General features: G+C 63.6%; 18 protein-coding genes. 15 read left to right on the top strand and 3 right to left on the bottom strand.

Going from position 1 to position 18,527, the window contains the following annotated elements; genetic code table 11:
- Positions 1–67 precede the first annotated feature (67 nt).
- The 5 genes from ACYPXD_RS31985 to ACYPXD_RS31965 all read left to right on the top strand — a co-directional run bounded on the left by ACYPXD_RS31985 (position 68) and on the right by ACYPXD_RS31965 (position 4,570).
- A complete protein-coding gene (locus ACYPXD_RS31985) occupies positions 68–1,237 on the top strand; it encodes a VanZ family protein (protein WP_459721619.1) in 1,170 nt (389 codons plus the stop codon).
- Positions 1,238–1,504: 267 nt separating this feature from the next.
- Positions 1,505–1,828, top strand: a complete 324-nt coding sequence (locus ACYPXD_RS31980; protein WP_459721616.1) for a (2Fe-2S) ferredoxin domain-containing protein — start codon at positions 1,505–1,507, stop codon at positions 1,826–1,828.
- 43 nt (positions 1,829–1,871) lie between these two features.
- Positions 1,872–2,498, top strand: coding sequence for an alpha/beta hydrolase (locus ACYPXD_RS31975; RefSeq protein ID WP_459721612.1), 627 nt, complete (start codon positions 1,872–1,874; stop codon positions 2,496–2,498).
- Between the two features lie 388 nt (positions 2,499–2,886).
- Positions 2,887–4,110, top strand: coding sequence for a D-alanyl-D-alanine carboxypeptidase family protein (locus tag ACYPXD_RS31970; RefSeq protein ID WP_459721608.1), 1,224 nt, complete (start codon positions 2,887–2,889; stop codon positions 4,108–4,110).
- Between the two features lie 190 nt (positions 4,111–4,300).
- Positions 4,301–4,570, top strand: a complete 270-nt coding sequence (locus ACYPXD_RS31965) for a DUF493 family protein (RefSeq protein ID WP_459721605.1) — start codon at positions 4,301–4,303, stop codon at positions 4,568–4,570.
- Here ACYPXD_RS31965 and ACYPXD_RS31960 read toward each other — a convergent pair.
- The gene (locus ACYPXD_RS31960) at positions 4,536–5,564 is read right to left on the bottom strand and encodes a transcriptional regulator GcvA (protein WP_459721602.1); all 1,029 of its coding nucleotides are present in this window, start codon (positions 5,562–5,564) and stop codon (positions 4,536–4,538) included. The genes ACYPXD_RS31965 and ACYPXD_RS31960 overlap by 35 nt on opposite strands.
- 99 nt (positions 5,565–5,663) lie before the next feature.
- Here ACYPXD_RS31960 and ACYPXD_RS31955 point away from each other — a divergent pair, with 99 nt between their 5' ends.
- The 9 genes from ACYPXD_RS31955 (at position 5,664) to ACYPXD_RS31915 (ending at position 15,074) form a co-directional block, all read left to right on the top strand.
- Entirely contained in the window at positions 5,664–5,990 is a 327-nt protein-coding gene (locus tag ACYPXD_RS31955; protein ID WP_459721597.1) for a DUF2917 domain-containing protein, read from the top strand.
- 134 nt (positions 5,991–6,124) lie between these two features.
- Positions 6,125–6,976, top strand: coding sequence for a lipoyl(octanoyl) transferase LipB (lipB, locus tag ACYPXD_RS31950; protein ID WP_459721594.1), 852 nt, complete (start codon positions 6,125–6,127; stop codon positions 6,974–6,976).
- Positions 6,969–7,982: a lipoyl synthase gene (gene lipA / locus ACYPXD_RS31945; RefSeq protein ID WP_459721591.1), complete on the top strand. Its 1,014-nt coding sequence runs from the start codon at positions 6,969–6,971 to the stop codon at positions 7,980–7,982. The genes lipB and lipA overlap by 8 nt, the downstream gene beginning before the upstream one ends.
- Before the next feature lie 302 nt (positions 7,983–8,284).
- Entirely contained in the window at positions 8,285–8,566 is a 282-nt protein-coding gene (locus tag ACYPXD_RS31940; protein ID WP_459721817.1) for a hypothetical protein, read from the top strand.
- Between the two features lie 2 nt (positions 8,567–8,568).
- The gene (locus ACYPXD_RS31935) at positions 8,569–9,093 is read left to right on the top strand and encodes a helix-turn-helix transcriptional regulator (RefSeq protein ID WP_459721588.1); all 525 of its coding nucleotides are present in this window, start codon (positions 8,569–8,571) and stop codon (positions 9,091–9,093) included.
- A gap of 60 nt (positions 9,094–9,153) precedes the next feature.
- Positions 9,154–9,933, top strand: coding sequence for a glycerophosphodiester phosphodiesterase (gene ugpQ, locus ACYPXD_RS31930; RefSeq protein ID WP_459721585.1), 780 nt, complete (start codon positions 9,154–9,156; stop codon positions 9,931–9,933).
- 362 nt (positions 9,934–10,295) lie between these two features.
- A complete protein-coding gene (locus ACYPXD_RS31925) occupies positions 10,296–11,576 on the top strand; it encodes a dicarboxylate/amino acid:cation symporter (RefSeq protein WP_459721582.1) in 1,281 nt (426 codons plus the stop codon).
- Positions 11,577–11,593: 17 nt separating this feature from the next.
- Positions 11,594–13,705 (top strand): sensor histidine kinase, encoded by a 2,112-nt coding sequence (locus ACYPXD_RS31920; protein WP_459721579.1) that lies wholly within the window; start codon positions 11,594–11,596, stop codon positions 13,703–13,705.
- 19 nt (positions 13,706–13,724) lie between these two features.
- Complete coding sequence (locus tag ACYPXD_RS31915; RefSeq protein ID WP_459721576.1) at positions 13,725–15,074, top strand: sigma-54-dependent transcriptional regulator; 1,350 nt, start codon at positions 13,725–13,727, stop codon at positions 15,072–15,074.
- 98 nt (positions 15,075–15,172) lie between these two features.
- Here the strand turns inward: ACYPXD_RS31915 and ACYPXD_RS31910 are convergent, their stop codons facing one another.
- Positions 15,173–16,771, bottom strand: coding sequence for a M35 family metallo-endopeptidase (locus ACYPXD_RS31910; protein WP_459721573.1), 1,599 nt, complete (start codon positions 16,769–16,771; stop codon positions 15,173–15,175).
- A gap of 318 nt (positions 16,772–17,089) precedes the next feature.
- Positions 17,090–17,614, bottom strand: a complete 525-nt coding sequence (locus ACYPXD_RS31905) for a TlpA disulfide reductase family protein (RefSeq protein ID WP_459721569.1) — start codon at positions 17,612–17,614, stop codon at positions 17,090–17,092.
- 211 nt (positions 17,615–17,825) lie between these two features.
- Here ACYPXD_RS31905 and ACYPXD_RS31900 point away from each other — a divergent pair, with 211 nt between their 5' ends.
- Positions 17,826–18,416 (top strand): hypothetical protein, encoded by a 591-nt coding sequence (locus ACYPXD_RS31900; protein ID WP_459721565.1) that lies wholly within the window; start codon positions 17,826–17,828, stop codon positions 18,414–18,416.
- Positions 18,417–18,527: the final 111 nt, after the last annotated feature.

Below are 18,527 nucleotides of genomic sequence, written 5' to 3'. Positions count from 1 at the left end.
GCGGAATGACCGGCGAGGCGGGCGCCGGAACGTTCGGCGGCGCGTGGCGCGCGCCGGGCGGCGCTGCATGACCGACAAGCCGTGGCAGCGCCGTCCGTCGGCGTTCGCAAGGCAGGCGCTTGCGCTCTATGCCGCGCTGATCGTCTACGGTTCGTGGTATCCGTTTTTCGGATGGCGCTCGCTCGGGATCGCGCCGTTTGCGTATCTGACCGACCCGCTGCCGCAGTACCTCACACTCTTCGACGTCATCACGAACGTGCTCGGCTATGTGCCGTTCGGCGCGCTCGTCGTGCTCGCGGTGTATCCGCGGGTGCGCGGCGCGCTGGCGGTCGCGCTTGGGTTCGGGGCGGGCACGCTGCTCTCCGCGCTGATGGAAGCAGGGCAAACCTGGCTGCCGACGCGCATCGCATCGAATCTCGATCTGGCCGCCAATGCGCTCGGCGCCTTGCTCGGCGCGACGCTGATGTCGCCCGCGACGGGCGCGCTGCTCGATCGGGGGCTGTTGCGCCGCATCCGCTTCCTGTGGTTCGAGCGCGATAGCACGGCAATCATTGGCGTCGTCGCGCTCTGGCCGTTCGCGACGATGTTCCCGGCGCCACGTCTGTTCGGCCTCGGCGATTGGCCGCACGCGCTGTGGCAGCGCTTCGACGCAGGCATGCAGGAGACGCTGCTCGCATGGACGCCGCCTGCATGGCATGTGCCGGCGTGGCCCACGCTCGTCGCGGCGTGGCTGCCCGAAGACGGCTGGGAAGCCGTCATTACCGCGTTGAACCTGATCGCGGTCGGCGCGCTTGCTTCGCTGCCGATGCGTACGCGTGCACCGCGCCGGCTGCTGCTCGTGGGGTTGATCGTGTCGACGCTCGTGGTCAAGGCCGGCGCGACGTTTCTGCAATCGCAAAGCGGTCTGGCATTCGATTGGGCGACGCCCGGCGCGCTGATCGGTCTGGCATGCGGCACGGTTGCGGTGTTGCTCGCGCCCGCGCTGCCGCCCGGATGGCGCGCGACGCTCGCGGCGCTTGCGCTCGCGACATCGCTCGTGTTCGTCAATCTGCTGCCGGTGAATCCTTATTTCGACGTCGTGCTGGCCGACTGGCGCCAGGGCCGTTACCTGCACTTCAACGGGCTCGCGCGCTGGCTCGCCTGGACGTGGCCGTACGCGGCGCTCGTGTGGCTCGCGTTTTCGGCCGAGCGTGCATGGCTCATGCGGCGGCGCGCGGGTGGGCAGCGGCGCGGCTGACTGACGGAATACGCAGCAGCGATACCTTGCGGGGCGCGGGGCGACACTGGCTTGGCGCCGGGGTGGCCACCTGAGTGGCCACCTGAGCGGCCACCTGAGCGGCCACCTGAGCGGCCACCTGAGCGGCGCACGAACGCGGTCGTTATAATCGACCGGATCACATAGCGAGCGACGACGCTTCTTGCTGGAAGCCCGCACCGATACGGCAACGTCCAGTTCTCCCGCGCTCCGCACTTTCAAAACCATTTCGTCTTAGCGCCAACGCCGATGGATCCTCATTTCAAATATCACGTTTTCTTTTGCCTGAACCAGCGCGAACCGGACGCAACGCGCCCGTGCTGCGCGAACTGCAATGCTCAGGAAATGCAGGAATACGCGAAAAAGCGCGTGAAGCAACTGGGCCTCGCCGGTCCCGGCAACGTGCGCATCAACAAGGCAGGATGTCTCGACCGCTGCGAAGAAGGGCCGACCATCGTCATCTATCCGGAAGGCACGTGGTACAGGTACGTCGACGAGAGCGATATCGACGAGATCGTCGAATCGCACCTTGTGAACGGAAAAGTGGTCGAGCGTCTGAAAATCGATCAGTAATTCGACTCGTCACACTCCATCAATTGACCCGGAAGCGGTGCCAATGAATGCTCAAACGCAGAAATTCCTGATCGACGGTCCGGTCGGCAAGATCGAAGTCGCGCTCGATCTGCCCGACGGCGAGCCGCGCGGCATGGCGCTCGTCGCGCATCCGCATCCGCTCTTTGGCGGCTCGATGGACAACAAGGTTGCGCAGACGCTCGCGCGCACGCTCGTGCAACTGAAGTACGTGACGTACCGCGCGAATTTTCGCGGCGTCGGCGCGACCGAGGGCGAGCACGACAACGGCACCGGCGAACGGGACGACCTGCGCGCGGTGCTCGATTACATGCGCGCGCAGCCGGGGCAGGCCGACGTGCCGCTCGTGCTCGCGGGCTTTTCGTTCGGCACCTTCGTCCTGTCGCACGTCGCTGCGCGCCTGCGTGAAGAAGGCCGCGCGATCGAGCGAATCGTGTTCGTCGGTACCGCGGCGAGCCGCTGGGACGTCGCGCCGGTGCCGGAAAATACGCTCGTCATTCACGGCGAAATCGACGAGACGGTACCGATCCAGTCGGTATTCGACTGGGCGACGCCGCAGGAACTGCCGGTCGTCGTGATTCCGGGTGCCGAGCATTTTCTGCATCGCAAGCTGCATATTCTGAAGCGGATCATCGTCGACGCGTGGCGTTGAGCAGGGTGCGCGCCGCAAGATGCGCGAACACAACACTTAAGCGGTAAATCGCGGTAAAAAGCGGGGCCAGGCTGCAAAAATGTGGTTCTGCGGCGCGTATAATGGGCGCTCTTTTTTGGGCGCAGCGCCCCAATTCCGCCGCAGGCATCGTGCAATGATTCCGCGTCGATCATGCATTGGCCACGCATCGTTTTTCCATACGCGGCGCGACGGATGCGAGGCGCGCTGCGCGAACCGATTCTCTAGCTGGCAGTCCAAGATGCGCCGCGCTGTCCTTGCCGTTGTCCTCTTCGGGGGCGCGCATCGTGCGGCGCGACGCGTGCTGACCGGCCTGTCCACACTGCGCGCCGCTCACGCGTGATTGCTCATTTCTGCCCGAACCGATCCTATGCGCTTTTCCAATCCCGGCTTCCCGTCACTGGCGTCTTTCGTTCCCCAATCCATTAGCCGCGCCGTGATGCTCGGCGTTGTGCTGCCGGCGTCGCTGGTCGCCGCGAGCAGCGCGTTCGCGCAAGTGCCGCCGCCGGCCGTGAATGCGCGCTCGTGGGTGCTTATCGATGCGACGAGCAACCAGGTGCTCGCATCGGGCAATCCGGACGAGCGCGTCGAGCCCGCGTCGCTCACGAAGCTGATGACCGCGTATCTCGTGTTCCAGGCGCTCGATTCGAAGAAGATCTCGATGGATCAGACCGTGATGCCGAGCGTCGCGGTCCGCCGCGTGCGCAACGACGAATCGCGCATGTTTATCGAAGCGAACAAGCCGGTGACCGTGCACGACCTCGTCTACGGCATGATCGTGCAGTCGGGCAACGATGCGGCGATCGCGCTGGCGGAACTCGTCGGCGGCACGGAAACGCAGTTCGTCGCGATGATGAACGCGGAAGCGCAAAAGCTCGGCATGAAGAACACGCACTTCGCCGACGTGAACGGCATGCCCGACGCGCAGCACTACACGACCGCCGGCGACCTCGCCGTGCTGTCGGCGCGCCTGATTCGCGACTACCCCGACTACTACAGCATCTTCTCGGTTAAGGAATTCACGTACAACAAGATCAAGCAGCCGAACCGCAACCGCCTGCTGTGGCTCGATCCGACCGTCGACGGGCTGAAAACGGGCCACACGGAGGCCGCCGGCTACTGCCTGATCGCGACGGCGAAGCGCCCGGTGCCGGGCGTGGCCGATGCGTCGCGCCGCCTCGTCACCGTGATGATGGGCGAGCCGAAGGAGCACGATCGCGTGCAGGACAGCCTCAAGATGCTGAACTACGGCTATAGCGCGTACGACATCGTTCGCCTGTACAAGGCCGGGCAGGTGATCGAAACGCCGCGCGTGTACAAAGGGACGCAGGATACCGTCAAGATCGGCGTGAACACCGATCAGTACATCACGGTGCCGAAGGGCCTCGGGGACAAGCTGAAGCCGCAGGTCGAGCATGCCGATCCGCTGATTGCGCCGATTACGGCGGGCCAGCAGATCGGCACCGCGAAGCTCGTGTCGGATGGCAAGACGCTTGCGCAATTCCCGGTGGTCGCGCTGCAGCCGGTGCCGCAGGCAGGCGTCGTCGGCCGTGTATGGGATTCGTTGATGCTGATGTTCAACAAGAAGAAGTAAGTTTGCGGCAGCGGCCGGGTCGCTGACGGCTTGGCGTCGTGGGTGGTGTCACGGGCTGGCGTCACTGCTTGGCGTCACTGCTTGGCGTCACGGCCTGGCCTCAGGCAGGCGTCACGTGATCCGCGAGGTTTCAATCGCTGCGCGCGTGCGGCAAAGGTGCGCGCGCGGCTTGTCGCAAGGAGGCGATGGCATGAGCGCCGAGAAAGAATCATTGATCGATTTCCCGTGCGATTTCCCGATCAAGGTGATGGGCAAATCGCACCCCGAGTTCGCTACGACGATCGCCGCCGTGATCGTGCAGTTCGACAGCAGTTTCGACGCCGCGCGCGTCGAAACGCGCCCGTCGAGCGGCGGCAACTACACGGGTCTGACCGTGACGGTGCGTGCGCAGAATCGCGAGCACCTCGACGATATCTATCGCGCGCTTACCGGGCATCCGATGGTGAAGGTGGTTCTGTAATAGCAGCCTGGGCAGGTTGCGCCTTCGTGCGTGCTTGCGCCCGCTTCCTCGGGGCGCCGGTGTCTGCGCCCGTGCTCGTTCCCGTGCAGACCGCTTCGAGCTGAGCCTTGAACAGCTGCGCTTCGCTGAAAATCCACTCATGAAATGCTTCGACGCGCGGCGTATGCCGCAACTGCGGCGGGCAGACAAAAAAGTACTGCCATGGGCTCGGACCATCGATATCGAATAGCCGCACGAGCCGTCCTTCCTTGATTTCCTGCATCGCGAGCGCACGGCGTGTGAGCGCCACGCCCTGGCCGTCCATCGCGGCCTGCAGCAGGTTCGACGAATCCTGATACAGCACGCCGCGGCTCGGTTCAGGCCAGTCGGGCAGGTCTGCCGCGTCGAACCATCGCTTCCACAACTGATCGTCCGAGCGCAGTAGCGGCAGGTTGGCGAGTTCGGCAGGCGTCTTCGGCAGCTTGCCGCCGTTGAAATCGGGCGTGCATGCCGGAAAGAACACCTCTTCGAGCAGCAGTTCGACGTGCAGCCCCGGGTAGCGGCCGTAGCCGAACCGGATCGCGATGTCGACGTCGTCGCGTGCGAAGTCGACGAGCACATTGCTCGTTTGCAGTTCGAGATCCCATTGCGGATGCGACTCGATAAAGCTGCCGACACGAGGCGTAATCCAGCGTGCCGCGAACGACGGCAGGATCGATACGACGAGCCGCCGTTCGCGCTCGCTCGAGCGAATTTCACGCGTCGCTTCGGCGAGCGTGACAAGCGCGGTGCGCACGCGCACCGCGTAGCGCCGGCCGACATCGGTCAGCCGCAGGCGCTTGCCCTCGCGGGTGAAAAGCGTGACGCCGAGTTCCGCTTCGAGCGCGCGGATCTGATGACTCACCGCGCCGTGCGTGACGAACAGCTCATCGGCGGCGCGGGAAAAGCTCTCGTGCCGCGCGGCGGCTTCGAACGCCTTAACCGCGTTCAGCGTAGGGAGATCGCGCAGGTCCATTGCTAATTTTTCTCACATACCCGTGAAAAATGATCGTTTGGTGCAAACCCTTGTTGTGACTACGATTCTAGCCACGGAACGCTTTTTTGAGAGAGTGCCATGCGAGAAATTTCCTCTAGCATCTGGTTCGACGTCGGCACCGGTGAAACGGTGCCGCTGCGGGTCACGAACAGCACGCGGCTGACGGTTCATGGCGGCGCGGTATGGGTCACGCGCAGCGATGACGTCGAGGATTACTGGCTCGAGCCCGGCAAAACGCTGCGCTTGCGCCGTGGCGAGCGGCTGTGGCTGAGCGCCGAAGGCAAGACCAACGCGTGCGTCGTCTTTTTCGTGCCGAAGCGGGCCAACGAGCGCGCGATGAACTGGTTGGCCCGTGTCGTCGAGCGGCTCGGCATGCGTATGCGCGGCGGCTGGCGAACCGTATGAAGCGGGCTGATCACGCGTAACGTATGACGAACAAGGCCTGGAACGCGCTTCCAGGCGTTTGCGAGCGGCCTTCCGCTTCACGGATCGGGCCGCGCCCGGCGAGGTACGCAAGATTTCGGTAAACTTGCGCAATCATGTGTGCCACGCCGGTTACCCTGCCTGTCGCGCCATCCGGCACTTCCACTGCCGCAGCGGCGCTTCCTGAAACGGCTTCCGTTGAAACTCTCGCTGGCGCCGCTACGGCGTCTGCTTCCGCTTGCGCGGTCCTCGCCGCACCTGTTCTGCTGCGCTGGCGCGGCGTCGAACCTTATCAGCAGAGCTTCGACGCCATGCGCGCCTTCACCGAAGCCCGCACTGCGGAAACCGTCGACGAAATCTGGCTGGTCGAGCACCCGCCTGTCTTCACGCTCGGCCAAGCCGGCGATCCCGCGCATCTGCTTGCAGCCGACAGTGGCATTCCGCTCGTCAAGGTCGATCGAGGCGGGCAGATCACATACCACGGCCCGGGCCAGGTCGTCGCTTACCTGCTGCTCGATTTGCGCCGCCGCAAACTGATGGTGCGCGAGCTTGTGACGCGCATTGAAGCAGCCGTGATCGAAACCCTCGCAGCGTATAATCTCGCTGGAGAACGCAAGGCAGGCGCGCCGGGTATTTACGTCGCGCCGGGGCTTGCCGCAGGGCAGCACGCCGGCGCCAAGATCGCCGCGCTGGGCCTCAAGATCCGCAACGGCTGCAGTTATCACGGCGTAAGCCTCAACGTGAAGATGGACCTGGAGCCGTTTCTCGCAATCAATCCGTGCGGCTACGCCGGGCTCGAAACGGTGGACATGGCAACACTCGGTGCGAATGCGGGCTGGACCGATGTGGCCCGCACGCTGGCCGCACGCCTCACCGCAAACATCGACGGCGTTTCGAGCGCCGCCGCCCACTCTGCCCAATCGCAGGCCCGTGCCGCTACCGCCTCACTGGAACGAACGAATGACTGACGTTACCGCGAACCCCGCAGGCCAATCCACTCCCAACGCTGGCGCGGCCCCCGCAGCCTCCGCCGCCTACGACGCCACTGCCAAGCAGAAAGCCCAGGCGAAAACGGCGCGTATTCCGATCAAGATCGTTCCGATCGAAAAACTCAAGAAGCCGCACTGGATCCGCGTGAAGGCGGCGACCGGCAATTCGCGCTTCTCCGAGATCAAGCAGATTCTGCGCGAGCACAACCTGCACACGGTGTGCGAGGAAGCGAGTTGCCCGAATATCGGCGAGTGCTTTGGCAAGGGCACGGCCACGTTCATGATCATGGGCGACAAGTGCACGCGCCGATGCCCGTTCTGCGATGTCGGCCACGGCCGGCCTGATCCGCTCGATGCCGATGAGCCGCTCAATCTCGCGCGTACGATCGCCGCGTTGAGACTCAAGTACGTGGTGATCACGAGCGTCGATCGCGACGATCTGCGGGACGGAGGTGCGGCGCACTTCGTCGAATGCATCGAGAAGACGCGCGAGTTGTCGCCCGAGACGCGCATCGAGATTCTGACGCCGGATTTCCGCGGTCGTCTCGATCGCGCGCTCGGCATCCTGAACGCGGCTCCGCCCGATGTGATGAATCACAACCTGGAAACGGTGCCGCGTCTCTATAAGGAAGCGCGCCCAGGTTCGGACTACGCGCACTCGCTGAAGCTGCTCAAAGACTTCAAGGCGCTGCATCCAAACGTCGCGACGAAGTCCGGCCTGATGGTCGGGCTTGGCGAAACCGAAGAAGAAATCCTGCAGGTGATGCGCGACTTGCGCGCGCACGACGTAGACATGCTGACGATCGGCCAGTACCTGCAGCCATCGGAACACCACCTGCCGGTGCGCGCCTACGTGCATCCCGATACCTTTAGCATGTACGAAGAAGAAGCCTACAAGATGGGCTTCACGCACGCGGCCGTCGGCGCGATGGTGCGTTCGAGCTACCACGCTGACGTGCAGGCGCATGGAGCAGGAGTGGTCTGACGCCGTTGCGCTGCAACTCAGATACGCCTCACAAAGCCCGCTTTTAGCGGGCTTTTTTGTTGCCCGTTATCGGAATGTTTGCCGGTAGAGAAATGCTTCGGACTACATCGTTCGGCATATTGATGTAGCGCGTCTTGCCCGGCACGATGCCTGTTCTTCGAGCAGATTGCGAGGGCACCCCATCAGCGATTTTTTTGTTGGCCGAATTGGCCGCGGACGGCGAATGTTCGCCGGAACAGGCTTTATCTTGAAATTGTTGTCAATTGACAACCCGATTGAATATCTTTAACCTTGAGGTCGATATGAGGCGATCCATTCATCCGAAAAAGGAAGTCGAAAAAGCGCTCAAACATGCCGAAGCGGAAGGCTGGCGTCTTGAAGTTGGCGGAGCGCACGCATGGGGAAAGCTTTATTGCCCGTATAAGGGCGACGAGTGTCGCTGCGGAGAATTTTGTATCAGCTGTGTCGGGTGCACGCCGCGCAGTGCCGGCAATCACGCGAATGCCCTAAGGCGGGTTGTCGATCACTGTGCGACGCACATGAAGCACAAGGCTGCAATGCGGCTCGCGCCGCAAGGGGAGTAGCAATGGAGTACATCTTTACGCTGAAGTACCAGTTGCCGGAGGTCGACACAGATCTCTACGATCTTGCCGAACGGCTCGGGGCTGCCGGGTGCGACGACGCATTGATCGGCATCGGTCATCCTGGCCGCATTGCACTCGAATTCACGCGCGAGGCGGAGTCGGCCGATGAAGCGCTTGTGAGTGCGCTTGCAAGCGTCAAGTCGGTCGTTCCGTCGGCCAGGCTGATCGAGGCTGCGCCCGATTTCGTCGGGCTCACCGATGCCGCGCAGGCGGTCGGCGTGACGCGGCAAAACATGCGCAAGCTCATGCTCAAACATGCGACGAGCTTCCCCACGCCGGTACACGAGGGCACGACAACCGTATGGCATCTGGCCGATATCCTCGCGTGGCTGCAGGCGAAGTGCCATTACAACCTCGAGCAGCGCCTGGTCGATGTCGCATCCACCGCCATGCAGATCAATCTTGCAAAAGAAGGGCGCCAGATGACAACCCGCATGCAGCGTGAAGTCCGCATGCTGGTCGCGTAGCCGGCGCATGCAGCGATCGTCATCACATCAACGGAAGCACCCACCGAAAGCAGACGGATGATGGCAAACGGAATTGACGTCGAAGGTGAAGCGAACGCGGCCGGTTGGCCGTACCCGCGGCTCGTGGCGCACCGGTGCGGCGGTAAGCTCGCACCGGAAAATACACTCGCGGGGTTCGACGCGTGCGTGCAGCACGGTTACCGTATGGTCGAGTTCGATGCGAAGCTGTCCGCAGACAATGAGCCTTTCCTGCTGCACGACGACACGCTCGATCGAACCACGAACGGTCGCGGCGCAGCGGCGCAGCATACGTGGGCGCAACTGAGCGCGCTTGACGCGGGCTCATGGTTCGACCACCGCTTCGCGGCCGCACGCCTGCCCACGCTCGCGGATGCCGCAGCCCGCTGCGAACGCGATGCGCTCGCCGCCAACATCGAGATCAAACCCTGCGTGGGCCGCGATGCCCTGACAGGCGAGCTCGTGGCCACGGCGGCGCTTTCGCTGTGGCGCTCGCGAACGCCGACGCCGCTGCTGTCGTCGTTCTCGTACGACGCGTTGGCTGCGGCACGCAAGGCCGCGCCCTCGCTACCGCGCGGCATGCTGTTCGACTCGGTGCCGCGCGACTGGCGGCGCATCGTGCAGGACCTCCAATGTGTATCGCTGCACGCGGACCACAAGCATCTGACTGAATCGCTCGTCGCCGACATTCGCGCGGCCGGTTTGCGCGTACTCGCGTACACGGTGAACGATCCCGTTCGCGCGCGCGAACTCGCGCAATGGGGTGTCGACATGATCTGCACCGACCGCCTCGATCTCATCACCGAAGCGGTACTGCGCTGAACCCGCGCGCCGTGCGCGCCTAGGGTTTCACCTTACGCCCACATTCTGGAATCCCCGACATCGCGATTCCGGATTTCCGGAAACCTGGACGGGGTTGCTCGTGCAGGCGAAAAATAGCTTTAGAAATCAACGCGTCGCCATGCCGCTCGGATTGGCATCGACCTTGCAATATGGTTGGCGCGGCACGCTACGGGGTGCTGCTTAAAAATAAAGCAAGGAGACAACGATGCCTGAATTCCTGTCCTGGACCTTCTGAAATCGTCGTCTTGTAGCGGCTTGTAGCCCGCGCACAAGCGTACGAACTCCGTTCGCATGATGCGCCGCGTGACGAGCCTGTCGCTTACTCCATCGCAGGAACCATCGTGAAGAAACCCTTCTACAAAATCCTCTACGTCCAGGTGATTGCCGCAATCATTATCGGCATCGTCCTCGGGCACTTCTCGCCGGCATTCGCCGTCGACATGAAGCCGCTTGGCGACGCGTTCATCAAGCTGATCAAGATGGTGATCGGCCCGATCATCTTCTGTACGGTCGTGACCGGTATCGCCGGCATGCAGGACATGAAGAAGGTAGGGCGCGTCGGCGGCAAGGCGCTGCTGTACTTCGAGATCGTCTCGACCTTTGCACTCGTGCTCGGCCTGATCGCGACGCACGTGCTCAAGCCCGGCGTCGGCTTCAACATCGATCCGGCCACGCTCGACGGCAAGGCGGTTGCATCGTATGCGGCGAAGGCGCACGGCCAGTCGACCGTCGAGTTCCTGATGCACATCATCCCGGACACGATCTCGTCCGCGTTCGCGCAAGGTGAAATCCTGCAGATCCTGCTCGTCGCGCTGCTGTTCGGCAGCGTGCTCGCGACGATTGGCGAACGCGGCAAGGTGGTCACCGATTTCATCGAAGGCATTTCGGGCGTGCTGTTCGGCGTCGTGAAAATCATCACGAAGCTCGCGCCGATCGGTGCGTTCGGCGCGATGGCATTCACCATCGGCAAGTACGGCATCGGCTCGCTGCTGCCGCTCCTGAAGCTGATCGGCACGTTCTATCTGACGTCGGCCGTGTTCGTGATCGTCGTGCTTGGCATCATCGCGCGCGTGGTCGGCTTCAACATCTTCCGCTTCGTCGCGTACATCAAGGAGGAAATGTTGATCGTGCTCGGCACGAGCTCGTCGGAGGCGGCGCTGCCGCAGCTGATGCTGAAGCTCGAGAAGCTCGGCTGCTCGCGTTCCGTCGTGGGCCTCGTCGTGCCGACCGGCTATTCGTTCAACCTCGACGGCACCAACATCTACATGACGATGGCGGTGCTCTTCATCGCGCAGGCAACGAACACCGATCTGACGCTCACGCAGCAGCTGACGCTGCTCGCCGTGACGATGCTGACGTCGAAGGGCGCGAGCGGCGTGACGGGTGCGGGCTTTATCACGCTCGCCGCGACACTCGCTGTCGTGCCGACGATTCCGCTGTCGGGCATGGTGCTGATCCTCGGCATCGACCGCTTCATGAGCGAGTGCCGCGCGCTGACGAATATCGTCGGCAACGGTGTGGCGACGGTCGTCGTGTCGGCATGGGAGCGCGAACTCGACCGCTCGAAGCTGCGCGCCGTGATGCAGCGCGACGTGTCGGTCAGCGAAGCGGCCGAAGTTTAAGCGACGGGGTTTTAGCCATGGGGACCACGGCGCCGCGAGGCAAAGCGGCGCCGCCCGCAGCCGCGCAAGCGACGCAACAGACGTATCGCGCGCGGCTGTCCAACAACAAGAACGGCGCGGCGCGAGACGCAAACGGAGATATAAGCGCCGCCGCGCGGAAGGCGATTCATGCCTCGCTAGACGCAGACGGCGCTGCACAATGTGCCACAATAGGCGACTCCCATCGTCCTGAGCGGGTTACCGTGACGCGCCGTCTGCTCGTTTTCTTCGCGCTCGTCGCCGGGCTCGCGGCGGCATGCGGGCTCACGTGGTCGGTGAGCTGGCAGCGCGGCATCGAAGCGCTGCGTCTGAATGCGGCCGTTCGCGCCGACCGCACGACAAGCGCGCTCAGAAGCACGCTCGAACGCTACGAGTCGCTGCCGTATCTGCTTGCGGAACATCCGCTTGTTCAGGACGTCGTCGTTGAGCCGACCGAGGCCAACGTTGCACGCGCCAACCATTATCTCGAAGACCTGAACCGCCAGGCCCGCGCGAACGTCACCTACATCATCAAAGCCGATGGCATTTGCGTCGCGGCCAGCAACTGGCTCGACGCGGACAGTTTCGTCGGCGTCGAATATCAGTTCCGGCCGTATTTCATCGAGGCGGTACACGGTCACGTCGGGCGCTTTTTTGCCATCGGCACGACGTCGCACGATCCGGGCTACTTCATCTCGCAACCGGTGATGCGCGACGGCAAGATAGTCGGCGTCGCGGTCGTCAAACTCAATCTCGAGTGGTTTCAGGGCGCGGATGCGTCGGAACCGCTGATCGTGACCGACGATCACGGCGTGATCTTTCTGTCCTCGGTGGCCGCTTGGAAGTACCACACGGTGCGGCCGCTTTCGAACGAAGTGATGGACGCGATCCGGCAGACGCGCCAGTACGCGCAGCAATCGATCACGCCGCTGCCGATGACAATCGAGCGCACGCTCGCCGGCGGCGCACGGATCGTGCGGATCGGCGGCGGCCGCTATGCGCCGCGCTACCTCGCGTCGAGCCGCACGCTCGGCGAACCGGACTGGCATCTGATCACGCTGGCGCCGGTCGATCCGGTCAACGCGGACGCGCGCTATGCAACAGTCGTGACCGGCTTCGGCTATGTGTCGCTGTGTCTGTTGCTGTTCTACTGGCGCATGCGTCGCGCGCGCGTGCGCGAAGTGATGAGGAGCCGCACGCTGCTGCAAAAGGCGTATGCCGAACTCAACGAGCGTGTGGCGGAGCGCACCGCGGACCTCTCGCAGGCGAATGAACAGCTGAAAAACGAGGTGCGCGAACGCGCGCGTGCCGAACAGGAACTGCGCGCCGCACACGACGAACTGATCCAGGCAAGCAAGCTCGCGGCGCTCGGCCAGATGGCGGCGGGCATCACGCATGAGCTGAACCAGCCGCTTGCCGCGTTGCGCAGCTTTTCGGACAACACGCGCGTGTTGCTCGAACGAGGCGACCAGGCGGCCGCGCATGAAAATCTCGAGGCGATCGCCGCGCTCACGGAGCGCATGGGCAAGATCACGAACCAGCTGAAGCTGTTCGTCGGCCGTGCGCGGCCCCGTAATGCGCGTTCGCCGGTCGCGCGCGCACTGCGCAATGTGCTCGGGCTGTTGCAGAAGCGTTTGCAAGGCGTGACGGTCGATGTGTCGCTGCTCGACGCGACCGTGGCGGACCCGGTCCGCGAGCGCTTCGACATCGATGCCGGGCACCCGCAGCTGATGGTGAATTGCGACGATCTGCGGCTCGAGCAGGTCCTGATCAATCTGCTCGGCAATGCGCTCGATGCGGTCGCGGGCCTGCCTGAACCGCGTATCGCAATCGAGATGGAAGTGTCCGACGCGGCGACATTGACGATCACGGTTCGCGACAACGGTCCGGGCATTCCGGCCGATGTCCTGCCGCGCCTGTTTGAACCGTTCTTCACGACGAAAGAGATGGGGCAGGGGCTGGGGCTCGGCCTTGCGATCTCGTCGTCGATCGCGCGCGATTGCGGCGGCTCGCTCGCCGCGCGCAACGCGCCGGACGGCGGCGCGGCGTTTACGCTGACGCTGCGCGGCGCCCGCGCGCCGGTGAGCGATCCGCTCGCCGCGGGAACCTGACAATCATCGGGCGACGATCATGGTGACGAAAAGTATCCAGGTACTGTATGTCGAAGACGACGAGCTCGTGCGGCGCGCGAGCGTGCAGAGCTTGCAGCTTGCCGGCTTTGAAGTGATGGGACACGCGGCGGCGGAAGCGGCGCTGAAGCTGATCGGCGCCGATTTCGCGGGTGTCGTGGTGAGCGATATCCGGCTGCCCGGCGCGAGCGGACTCGACCTGCTCGCGCAATGCCGCGAGCGTGCACCCGACGTGCCGGTGATTCTCGTCACCGGCCACGGCGATATTTCGATGGCCGTGCAGGCGATGCGCGATGGCGCCTACGACTTCATCGAGAAGCCGTTCGCGTCCGAGCGTCTGGTCGAGACGGTGCGGCGCGCGCTCGAGCGCCGTACGCTGGTGCTCGAGAACCTTGCGCTGCGCCGCGAGCTGGCGGAGCAAAGCGAGGTCGCGCCGCGCATTATCGGACGTAGCCCCGCGATCGAACAGGTGCGCCGGCTGATCGCGAACGTCGCGCCGACCGATGCGGCGGTGCTGATCAACGGCGATACCGGCGCGGGCAAGGAGCTCATTGCGCGCAGCCTGCACGAATTGTCGCCGCGGCGCGACAAGCCGTTTATCGCGGTCAATTGCGGCGCGCTGCCCGAGCAGATGTTCGAGTCCGAGATGTTCGGCTACGAGCCCGGCGCGTTCACAGGGGCGGCGAAGCGTCGCATCGGCAAGCTCGAACATGCGTCGGGCGGCACGCTGTTTCTGGACGAAATCGAAAGCATGCCGCTCGCGCTGCAGGTGAAGTTGCTGCGCGTGCTGCAGGATGGCGTGCTCGAGCGGCTCGGGTCGAACCAGCCGATCCAGGTTGACTGCCGCATCGTTGCCGCGGCGAAAGGCGATATGACGGAGCACGTCGCGGCCGGCACGTTCCGGCGTGATTTGCTGTATCGGCTCAACGTCGTGACGATTGCGCTGCCGCCTCTGTCCGAGCGCCGTGAAGACATCGTGCCGCTCTTCGAACATTTCCTGCTCGACGCGGCGGTGCGCTACCAGCGTCCCGCGCCGATACTGACCGACCGGCAACGCACGAGCCTGATGCAGGGCGAGTGGCCCGGCAATGTGCGCGAACTGCGCAATGCGGCCGATCGCTTCGTGCTCGGCATCGTCGACGATACGGTCGCGACGTCTGCCGAGGGCGGCGAGACGCAGCCTTTAAAAGAGCGCGTCGAACAGTTCGAGCGCGCCCTGATTGCGGAGGCGCTCGAGCAGGCGGGCGGCGCGGTCGCGTTGGCGGCCGACCGGTTGCAGCTCGGCAAGGCGACGCTTTACGAAAAGATCAAACGATATGGCCTTGTCGCGCGAGGAGAGGGCGAGCGTTAGTGCGCTCCTCGTGCGTGTCGCGGTCCTGTCCATGCGATGTCAAACGCCGGTGACCTCAAGCGGCGCCGGACCGCGGCAAGCTCCGGATGTCGGACCGATCACGTCAGGTACCCCACTTGCCGGACGAACATGCCCCAGTTTTCGGCATTGTGGACAGCGTCCCGGCTATTGGTTCGGGCAAGGGTCATCGCATTCCCGTCGCCATACTTGAGATCGCGTGTGCTGCCAATATCGTTGAAATGGCTGAGTTCGTGCGCAAGCGTGACCTCTGGCGTATTTTTGCCAAACACGGGGTCGAGCATGTGCGGTCTCACGTGGATCGTGTGCGATCGGTCGTCGGGTGAGACGTGTGCCATCTCCCACCCATCTTCGGTTCGCGGGGCGAGCGCGAACTTGTAGTCTCCTGATGCAAGCGTCTTCCGCATCTTCTCCACGGTCCGCCTTATTTCATCGACGTCCGCATTTGCTCCGAACCACTGCTGAAGCTCGGGGTCATTGGCGCCATACTTGTTGAGCCTCTCAAGCGCAAGATCGAGAATTTGCATCAGATGCTCGGGGGCGCTGTTCAATCGATTCAACGCCGCCTGCGAGAACCGTGAGGCGTCTGCACCGGGGTCGATATTGGGCGTCGCGGCCTGGCCACGCGGCCCGGTCGTGGGCGTCTGGCCGGTATCGCCCGCGTCGCCGGTCGGGTCCGTCGATTCGCCGCCGGTCGGGCCCGCCGGTTCGCCCCCGGTCGGGCCTACCGATCCGCCTCCGCCGCCACCGCCACCGCCACCGCCACCGCCACCGCCACCGCCACCGCCACCGCCACCGGGACCACCGCGCTCTCCGTCTGTTCGACCGTAGTCACCGTTTCCCTCTCCGGGGCCGGCCACGCCGTGGCCATACCGTCCATCGCCGACGGGGCGATCTCCCTGATCTTTCACGGTCGGGCGAGCGAGAGGATTGGCCGCGCCTCGCGGCTGAGCGCCGATCTCGCCCGTGTCCGGAACCGGCTGCGACGAATCGTCGACCAGCGCCGCAGGCGCAATCCCGCCGGGTCCGCGCGGACGGTCTGCAGGGGCCGCTTGCACGTCGTTTTTACGTTTGAGCATGTCCTGCACGCGTGCGGTCAGCTCACTCCATGCATTGCGCAGATACTGACCCTGCGCGGTCCATGTCTCCTGCAGATGGTTGCCCTGCTCGTCCCATGCGTCGCGCACGTGCGAGCCGTCCGCCGCCCACGCGTCGCGTACATGCTGGCCGGTTTGCTCGTTCCATGCGTCGCGTACGTGCGAGCCTTCCATGTCCCAGATTTCATGAGCGCGCATGCCGTTCCGGTCGTTCCATATGTCGCGGATGTGTGTGCCGGCGTCGTCCCATCGGTTGCGAACATGGCTGCCGTTGGCGTCGTCGAACGAACCTCCAGGCGGTCTTTCGGCGACGGGTTCCTGAGGCCGTAATGGTTGCGTGGCATTGAACTTCGGCGTGCCGTCGCCGTTGCCGTTTTCACCGTTTCGGGTGCTTGGTGTGTCGCCAGTGCCGTATGACACGTCCCTGTTCTGCGCAGGCTGGGACGGTTGAGTGTCGAGGACCGCGCGTTGAGTGGGCGCATACGTCGGCATCTGCGGTTGTTCGGCAGGTGCGAGCGATGGCGGTATTTGATCCGGCGCGCCTTCGCGCGCATAGGTATTGCGATAGTCACTGATTCTCATGAGGTTCCTGTCTTCCTGATGGTCCGTTCCCGCGACATGCACCGATCGATCGATGCACGCACCACGATTTGCCGTTGTGTGGACAGTGCGTTCGAACGACGCACACTCACGCGTGCCGGACGATTTAATCATCGGCATGCGGGTGACGTGACATATAGGAATTGCACATCAGGCGTTACGCATCGATCCGTGCGTAGATGCTTAGGGAAGCGAACGGAACGGATGTGGAAGCGCAACGTGATCGCTGCGCGTGTAATGGCGACGCACAAAAAAAAGCCCGCGCGATTGCGCGGGCTTCATGTGCCAACAGCGACTTGCTTATGCCGAACCGAGTTCCTTGTCGAGCAGCGCATCGAGTTCCTGGAAACTCGGCTCGCCGACGTAGCGCTTCAGAATCTTGCCATCGCGTCCGATGACGAACGTGGTCGGCGTGAGCTGGACATTGCCGAACTGTTCGGCCGCGGAGCCGTCATCCATCGCGACCTTGAACGGCAGACGGCGCGTTTCCGTGTAGTTGGCGACGTACATCGGCGCGTCGTACTTCATTGCGACTGCGACGAACTCGAGCCCCTTGCCCTTGAAGCGGTTGTAGGTGTCGACCATCTGCGGCATTTCCTTCATGCAGGTATCGCAGTTCGTCGCCCAGAAGTTCACGAGATAGACCTTGCCCTTCAGATCGGCGGTCGTCACTTTCTGGCCGGAGAGCAGCGTGAAGGTTGCGTCAGGAACATGCTGCTGGCTGCCGAATGCGAAATAACCGGCAACCGCGATCGCACCGGCGACGACCACCATCGCAATGTAGCGAATCGGGCTGGTGCGCCGGGAAACAGTATCTTGGCTCATGGGTGGGAATCTCTGGGGCGCAGCGGGTGCGCAAAAGGGGCGGCCAGTGCGCCGCCGGGTGTCATTGTAGCCTTATTCAGTATAGGCGGCAGCACCGTCCGCACAGGCGGATAATGGTGTTTTCAGCGCAATTTCGCCTGTCCTGTCATTCATGTTTCGCGTCAATTTCCAATCGCTTTCGCTTACCCGTTTTCTTCGCCGTACTGCCGATATGCAGTCTGCACTACCGGTCGCGCATCGCCGCGTGGCGCGGAACCGGCTTGCGCATTCGCCGTGGTGCAGGGCGTTGTACGTGACCGTCTGCGCCGCGGCGCTCGCGGCATGCTCGCCGACCTACGACTGGCGCACGATCATGAACAACGACAACGGGTACACCGTCGATCTGCCCGCCAAACCGAGTCTCGACGAACGTCAGATCGACATTGACGGCACGCCGATGAAAATGGACATGCAGACCGCGGAAGCCGGCGATGCCGTATTCGCGGTCGGCACCGTGATGCTGCCGAACGACGACCCGAATACGCAGCGCGCGACGCTCGATTTCCTGCGCGCGGGCCTCGCACGCAATCTGGGTGTCGCGCCCAACGCACGCGCAATGCCGATCCCGCTCGCGGCGGGCGGCGACGTGCCGGGGCTCGAAGTGACCTTCAGCGGCACCGCCGGCCCGAAAAAGGAGACGCGTATCATGCACGCTCGCCTCGTTGCCAAGGGGCGGCACGTCTATCAGGCTGCGGTAGTCGCCAAAAAAGAGCTGCCCCCAGAGCAATTAGATCAGTTCTTCCAGTCGTTCAAACTGTATTAAGAGCGGTAAAAGATCCGCTGCGGGATAGCCGTGGCGCATCACCCGAAGTGAAAGTTCCTTCGTAGCTAATAGCGCTAATGGGCGGATTTTTCTGAAGTTTTTCGGTTACCC

The sequence above is a fragment of the Paraburkholderia sp. 2C genome (assembly GCF_054589215.1).
The sequence above is the reverse complement of the archived record's forward strand: the minus strand, read 5'-3'. Positions and strand labels throughout refer to the sequence as shown.